This is a genomic window from Candidatus Protofrankia californiensis (genome assembly GCF_900634765.1).
GTDB lineage: Bacteria > Actinomycetota > Actinomycetes > Frankiales > Frankiaceae > Protofrankia > Protofrankia californiensis.
This window is the reverse complement of record NZ_CAAAFT010000124.1, coordinates 3,861-9,967: the sequence shown is the minus strand read 5'-3', so window position 1 is coordinate 9,967 and position 6,107 is coordinate 3,861. Positions and strand designations below refer to the sequence as shown.

General features: G+C 66.5%; 7 protein-coding genes and 1 pseudogene. 1 reads left to right on the top strand and 7 read right to left on the bottom strand.

Going from position 1 to position 6,107, the window contains the following annotated elements; all coding sequences use genetic code 11:
* Positions 1 to 123 precede the first annotated feature (123 nt).
* The 5 genes from DD1DGNOD_RS26660 to DD1DGNOD_RS07445 form a co-directional block, all read right to left on the bottom strand.
* Positions 124 to 282, bottom strand: coding sequence for a hypothetical protein (locus DD1DGNOD_RS26660; RefSeq protein WP_165034836.1), 159 nt, complete (start codon positions 280 to 282; stop codon positions 124 to 126).
* A complete protein-coding gene (locus tag DD1DGNOD_RS07460) occupies positions 279 to 1,715 on the bottom strand; it encodes a serine/threonine-protein kinase (RefSeq protein WP_206443011.1) in 1,437 nt (478 codons plus the stop codon). Before DD1DGNOD_RS07460 ends, DD1DGNOD_RS26660 begins: the two co-directional genes overlap by 4 nt.
* A gap of 319 nt (positions 1,716 to 2,034) precedes the next feature.
* Positions 2,035 to 3,339: an aldehyde dehydrogenase family protein gene (locus DD1DGNOD_RS07455; protein ID WP_131766026.1), complete on the bottom strand. Its 1,305-nt coding sequence runs from the start codon at positions 3,337 to 3,339 to the stop codon at positions 2,035 to 2,037.
* Between the two features lie 305 nt (positions 3,340 to 3,644).
* A complete protein-coding gene (locus DD1DGNOD_RS07450; protein ID WP_131766025.1) occupies positions 3,645 to 3,932 on the bottom strand; it encodes a hypothetical protein in 288 nt (95 codons plus the stop codon).
* 646 nt (positions 3,933 to 4,578) lie between these two features.
* The gene (locus DD1DGNOD_RS07445) at positions 4,579 to 5,025 is read right to left on the bottom strand and encodes an SDR family oxidoreductase (RefSeq protein WP_241255531.1); all 447 of its coding nucleotides are present in this window, start codon (positions 5,023 to 5,025) and stop codon (positions 4,579 to 4,581) included.
* Positions 5,026 to 5,113: 88 nt separating this feature from the next.
* Between DD1DGNOD_RS07445 and DD1DGNOD_RS28945 the strand changes: the two genes are divergently transcribed.
* The gene (locus DD1DGNOD_RS28945; protein ID WP_165036503.1) at positions 5,114 to 5,431 is read left to right on the top strand and encodes a hypothetical protein; all 318 of its coding nucleotides are present in this window, start codon (positions 5,114 to 5,116) and stop codon (positions 5,429 to 5,431) included.
* On the opposite strand, the gene DD1DGNOD_RS07435 is transcribed toward DD1DGNOD_RS28945, so the two are convergent.
* Together DD1DGNOD_RS07435 and DD1DGNOD_RS07430 are read right to left on the bottom strand one after the other, a co-directional pair.
* A complete protein-coding gene (locus tag DD1DGNOD_RS07435; protein ID WP_241251337.1) occupies positions 5,405 to 5,623 on the bottom strand; it encodes a transposase in 219 nt (72 codons plus the stop codon). The genes DD1DGNOD_RS28945 and DD1DGNOD_RS07435 overlap by 27 nt on opposite strands.
* Positions 5,624 to 5,827: 204 nt before the next feature.
* A pseudogene (locus tag DD1DGNOD_RS07430) lies at positions 5,828 to 6,107 on the bottom strand (ABC transporter ATP-binding protein); the annotation flags it as partial.

Genomic DNA, 6,107 nt, shown 5'->3' with positions numbered 1-6,107 from the left:
GCGCTCTGCGGTCCGCTGCCGGAAGCAGCGGACCGCAGAGCGCGTGATCACCCCTGTACCGCACCGGCGGACAGGCCGACACCGCGGCTGCAATCCCGCGACTTCGCCGTCCACCGTAGGCGTCTACCACCAGTAGGTGACCCCCAGGACGACATTGTGGACGGGAAATGTTTCGTGCCACTTCTGGGCGTTGCCGAAGAAGTTGACGAGTCCTATCCGGGGTGTCCAGAAGAAGATGCGCGGCCGCCACAGGACGCGCCGATCCCGGGAAGCATCGCTCACACGCGGTGCAGGGTCCCCTCGTAAGGGGGTTCCACGTCGCTGTCCGGCTCCACATGGAAGATCATCTGATCCTGTCCGCGACTGGTCACGGTGACGCGCCCGGGGGTGCAGGTTGGTGGTGGGACGTACCGCATCTCCATCCTGGTGGCGGTCCCGCGCAGCCAGGTCAGGGTTCCTCCGGCACACGAGCTCTGGCCCGACTCCACCTGCGCGACGCGACCATCGGCCCGGAAGTACACCGTCCAGGTAACGTCGACGCCTTCGTAGGGGATGTGGCCCTGACCGCTCCAGGTGCCGGCAAAGGTGCTTGCGATGCCGTTGGTCTGCTGCTCGTTCGGTCCGCTCCCGAACGGCCAGAACAGCACAACGAGTACTGCTCCGACCGCAACCACGGCGGCGCCGAGCGCGAGAATCCACCGCCGCGCATGCGCACCCTGCGATGTGGGCCGGTCCGGTAGGAGTCGTGTCGTCCCCGGCCCGCGGGCACCGTCAAAACGATCAAAGCGGAGGGTGGCGGCTGCGTTGGCGCCCTGGGTGAGGACACCCGCCGGTTGTGCGTCCGCCCCGGGCGGGATCTCGACTCCGGTCGTGGCCTGGTCCTGGCCGAGTAAACCGATGAGCACCTGGTGGGCACGCGGGCGAGCATGTGGATCTTTGGCCAGGCAGGCGGCGACGAGCTCGCGCAACGGGCCGGAAAGCTCTCCCAGCTCTGGTTCGGCGTACAGGATCCGGTGGAACACCGCCGGGACCGAGTCCGAGCCGAAGGGCGAGTGACCGGTCGCCGCAAAAACGATCGTCGCACCCCAGGCGAACACGTCCGCCGCCGGGCCGACGTCGGAGCCGGCAACCTGCTCGGGTGCCATGTAGGCCGGGGTACCGATCGCCTGACTGGCGATCGGGTTGGTTGTGTCCAACGCGCGGGCGATCCCGAAATCGATCACCCGTGGGCCGTCCGGGCCGATCAGCACGTTGCCCGGTTTGAAGTCCCGGTGGACGACGCCGGCGGCGTGGATCGCGGCCAGCGCTGTCGCGGTACCGATCGCCAAGCGTTCCAGCGCGCCGCCGTCGCGGGGACCCTGCGAGGACACCAGGTGCTGTAAGGACGGCCCGTCGACGTACTCGCTGACGATGTACGGCTGATCACCGTCGACGTCGGCGTCCAGCACCTGGGCGGTGCAGAAGCGGGCAACGCGTTTGGCGGCTGCCACCTCGCGGATGAATCGCTGCCGTGCCGCCGCGTCCCCGCTCAGGTCGGCACGCAACAGCTTGATCGCGACAGCCTCGTCCGAAGCACCCTCGTCCGAAGCACCGTGACCGAGGTAGACCACGCCCTGCCCGCCTGCACCCAGCCGGGCGGTCAGCCGATAGGTACCCACACGTTCCGGATCATCGGAACGCAGCGGATCCCTGACGGGCATCAGGTCTCCCAGCACACTGCCTCCATCCGGGAATTCCTCACCACCACCTCATGATGGCGCTCCACTGCTGATTTACCAGCATGGGAAGACCTTTGGCAATTCTATCTACTTTTGACGGAACACAGCCGGCGAGGTCACGGCCTGTTCACCCTTTTACTGATATACCGATCCTCACACGTTTCCCGCTCACTACCCGGCGGGGCCACATCACGGCCCATATCGACCTATATCAACCCATATCGACAAACCCCCGACAGCCCCGACAGCCCCGGTAAGAGCACGTGGCCAGCGCGCCGTATGCCCGGCAGTGCGTGAGCCGGTCACGACAGCCCGGTCACGACAGCACCGCCGCGGCGGGCAATACCAGATACTGCCGCAGGTACAAGTCCGCGAACGTGACCGGGCCACGGGGGCCAGGCACATGATCCACGTTGATCCCCGTCTCCGGAATCGCGTGCAGCTTGAACCCGTCCAGCAACCGGGTCGTGGCGTTCCAGAACACACCCGTGCCGCTGTAGCTGTCCATGAACGTCGCCGCGGCGTGCGCGTCCTCGGTGACCACCGTGGCCGCCAGCCCGGACGTCTCCGTGTTCGCCACCCGCGCCGCCTCTCGAGCGTCGCCCACCGGGGCCACTGTCACCGTCGCCTCGTTGCCCGGGTCCAGCGCCCACTCATACCCCAGTGGATGCCCGTGTGGGGGCAACGACACGCGGATCCTGTTGTCGCGCAGTACATTCTCCACTACAGGGCGCATCGCGTCGTACACCGCGTCGGCGATCAGCACCAGGTTGACCCGGTTACACACGCCCAGCCGGTCAGTGCCTGCCCACAGCAATCGCACCACGGTGTCGCGGTCGGCCGCCGCGTCCACGTAAAGCACCCCGCCGCCGTCGGCATGAGCGAGTGTACGGACTCCATGGCGGGCTGCCTCCGCCCCAAGCGCCGCCGTGGTCTCCCCACTGCCACGCAGGATCACCAGCTTGATCAGCCCCCGCTGGCGAACCAGCGCCGAGGCGAACTCGTGACCTGGCTCCTCGACAAGCTGGATTGCGTCGGGGTCCAGGTATGCCGCCTGCAACGCAGGCACGATCACATGCCGGTGCAGCGCCAGCGCCGAGCTGAGCGCGGCCGAACCGGTGCGCAGTACCCCGGCGTTGCGTGACTTCAGCAGTTGCGAGGCCACGTCGATGGTGACACCCGGCCGCGCCTCGAAGTTCGCCCCGATCACCCCTACCGGCCGCCGTCGCTCCACCAGCCGCAGCCCGTCAGGCAACTCACGCAACTCGATCTCGCGCGGGGGCACCTCGACTGCGGCGAGCAGGCGCAGCTGGGCGATCGTCGCGTCGATCCGCTGCTGTCCCAGCAGCAACCGATCCAGCAGCGCAACGCTCATCCCCGCCTTCTCCGCGGCACGCAGGTCTCGCTCGTTCGCCTCGACGATCTCCGCCCGGGCAACGGTCAGCCGTTCGGCCATCGCATCCAGTGCGGCCGTGATTTGCTGGCTGGTTGCCTCGGCCAGGGATTCCGCTGCGGCCGCCGCCAGCCTGCCGTACCCGGCGACAACAGCATCCGAGGCAACCAGGGCATCGTCACCCTGTGGTCTTCTGTCAGTACGTTGGTGTGGGCCCGCAGATGTCATGTACCGGGTGTCCTCGTCTCGCCGTGAACGACTCGTGCTGACCGGATGGTATGCAACGAGCTCTGTTGCGTTGACCGGTCGGTGATGCCCCCGGCGTGCGTAGCCCTGAATGGTCACGCACGGCCGTCGCGCGGTGCGACCCAACCCGCCTCTTGAATCTCACAACAGAGCCGGACGTACCGATCTCAGCGCCAGTCGTCACAGAAACGGTGACAATCGAAACCTTTCATGATTGACACCTTTCACGAATCCATGGTTCCATGGTTTCGCGATTGACATCTTTCACAGAGACGGCCGTCCCGACTTCATCCTTCTTCCAGCGCCCTTTTGATCGTATCCAGATAGTGGATGTCGGCGCTCTCGTCGGTCCACGCGTCCCGGTAGCGAAGCGGGATCGAGGCTCCGCCCGAGTAGCGCACGTCCACAGTACGGCCGAACACGGTGCAATCGCCGTCCGCGAGAAAGGTGTAGGTGATGCCGACGTGAACTCTTCCGTCGGCGGGGTCAGAGGTCAGGTACGGGTTCGCCTCGATTCGCCAGAGCCACTCCGCATCACTGGTATCGATGGTTGTGGCGGTCCACTCGAGTTCCACGATCTCTCCGCCGACCTCGACGGTTTCTGTCCATCTCGCACCAGCCGGCGCCGGCGGTGGACGTCACCCCGAACCGCTTTGGCCACGGGATGCGCCCCCACCCAGTTGGCCGGTGTCGTCACATAGTCCCACACTTCCGCGGGCGATCGTGCGATGCGGGTGCTGGCGTAGGTCGTGATACTCAGCATTTTGCCCCCTCCAGCCTACCCAGGAAAGACATACTCCCGGACGGCGACCAAACGGCTCCCCCGTCCCAGTCACCAAGGGAGTGAACGGGGCCGACCGATCCAGGATAGATGGAAGGAATTTCCTCAGGATAGTCCCGCCAGCAGTCATCTCCCGTGCTTGTGGACTGATCGCAGATGGCAATAGGAGGCGGGGACGCCTGAGTCCACGCCGAGTCGATCACTAACATGTGGGATGATCGTGCTCCGCACGGATGATCTCCTCGGACCGGACAGCGAGATCCCCTCGGCCGCTGTGGAGCATGCCCGTGAACGACAGGCGACGCACCGGCTGCCCGGCAACGGTCCTTGTCCTGATCCTCAGCGGCCGGCTCACCTGTCGACACCGATCTCACAACGAGAGCGATGTCGAACCCGTCGTCCATGGATGCGGGCCCTCAACGACACAACGCGACCACTGATCAGAATGCGATCGGCCATCCGCAGCCAGTCGAAACGTCGATGGGCTGGAAACGGAGGTCTGGCAGCGGCACCGCCGGCAACCTCGCCGCCCCGGCGAACACGGCACGCAGGAGGTCGTGGAACTGGGTTGCGCGCAGAATCGTGTAAGGAAGGCCGGACTCCTCCACCAGCCGCTCCGCCGCCAGCTTCCCCTGGTAGTAGCCCAGCGGCACGCGGTCGACACCGACGATGGAGATGTACACCAGGTACGGCTGTCCGGCCCGCCGTGCCGCCTCCAGCAGTGTCCGAGCGATCTCGGCCTCCAGCCTCCGCCTCGAGGCGGTCGCGCAGTGGACGACCACGTCCACGCCCGCCACGGCCTCCCGGGCGCCGTGGCCCGACCGCAGGTCCGCGGTCGCCCACGCGTACCCGGCGCTGTCGTCGGCCGACCGGGGTCTGCGGCTCATGACCCGCACTTCGTAGCCAGCGTCCACCAGCCGCTCGACCACCAGTCGGCCGGCCAGTGAGTGCCTGGGCGGCTGTGGGCAGTGCCTCATGTCGGGCCGAGACCGTCAGGACGAAGCGGCCAGGCCTGCCGTCGCGGTTGAGTTCGGCCTTGATCGCATCGAGGACGAGCGGGACGTGCTGGTACTCGTCCACACAGGCTGGGCGAGCGCCGGCGACGAACGTCCCGGGGTCCCTGGCCACCGCGTCGCGCACGGCCACGTCGTCGAGGTCGGCAATCTCCGCTTTGACGTCGGTGGCGAGGCTCCTCAGCAGGGTGGGGCGGACACAGGCTTCCTCGGAACATGGTTCGAGATGAACTCGAACTTTACTTCTGTTCGCTCACGAAGAAGCTCGCCGCTTTTTTAGGAAGGCGATGTCCATCTGTGCCTGCGCGTACTTCTTCCGGGGCTCCTCGAGTTCCGCACGCTCCGGCACCGACAACGGCTGCTCCTCGGCCTCGCTGTCTTCCTTCGCCTTCTTCATCCAGTTTCCCAACATGGCCTCGTTGATACTCAGACTCTTCGCGGCCTCGGGCACCGACCGGCCCGAGTCGAGCACCAGCCTTACCGACTAAGAATTGCTGAAGCGCACGGTCATACCGCACACCGGCCTTCCGCATTCGAATGCGAAAGCCAACCGCCCCAAGCAGTCTGCTGCGGGGCCGTGACATGCTCGGCCGGCCGGGCCGGCCGCTGGACCAGGTCCACCCGGTCGTGTTCATCAACGCGGTCGCCCGTCACCAACGTCCATGGTCAGTACAGCTTAGGGCGCCTGCGTGTCGAGGAACTGACTGGCCTGGAGGGTGAACAGCTCGCGGTAAATCCCGGGCCTGGTCATCAGCTCGGCGTGCGTGCCCTCATCGATCACCAGGCCGTCGTCGAGGACGTAGATGCGGTCGGCGGTGCGGACGCTGGCGAGCCGGTGGGTGATCAGCAGGACTGTCCGGTCCTGCCCCAGCTCGCGGATCAGGCTGAACAGGGTCTGCTCGGCGCGGGCGTCGAGGGCTGCGGAGGGCTCGTCCGCGATGAGGAACGGCGCGTCC

Coding starts and splice junctions, on each gene's coding strand:
- DD1DGNOD_RS07455 (WP_131766026.1), bottom strand. CDS start 3,339: ATGACATCTGCGGGCCCACACCAACGTACTGACAGAAGACCACAGGGT.
- DD1DGNOD_RS07445 (WP_241255531.1), bottom strand. CDS start 5,025: ATGAGCCGCAGACCCCGGTCGGCCGACGACAGCGCCGGGTACGCGTGG.
- DD1DGNOD_RS28945 (WP_165036503.1), top strand. CDS start 5,114: ATGTCGGGCCGAGACCGTCAGGACGAAGCGGCCAGGCCTGCCGTCGCG.